General features: G+C 46.5%; 1 protein-coding gene. It reads right to left on the bottom strand.

Translation table 11 applies throughout. From position 1 onward, the window contains the following. The coding region (rhuM, locus tag LJE08_RS14035; RefSeq protein ID WP_370633284.1) for a RhuM family protein at window positions 1-271 on the bottom strand (271 nt) is incomplete at both ends.

The raw sequence follows: 271 nt of genomic DNA, 5'->3' as shown, positions 1-271 counted from the left end.
ATCGGAATGTAACGTTCTGCACGATCCTCGGCCAGATCCAGATAAGCAGAAACGATACGCTCTAATGAACGCATTTCCTGCTCTGAAAGATAATTCATCGCAACACTCACATCACTTTTTACAATCTTTCCTTCCGGTGCTGCTGCCCACGTGGTCAGCCCCATATGTGGCTTATCAGCATCTGCTCGCTCATAAATCAACTCTGCTGCCGTATGTCCGTGAACTGCATAATGCATCTTGTTCTGCACCTTGGCAAAAAACTGCTTTGTTG

Origin of the sequence: Holdemanella sp. DFI.5.55 (genome assembly GCF_020593575.1) — a bacterium.
GTDB lineage: Bacteria > Bacillota_I > Bacilli_A > Erysipelotrichales > Erysipelotrichaceae > Holdemanella > Holdemanella hominis.
This window is presented reverse-complemented; position numbering and strand designations above follow the sequence as displayed.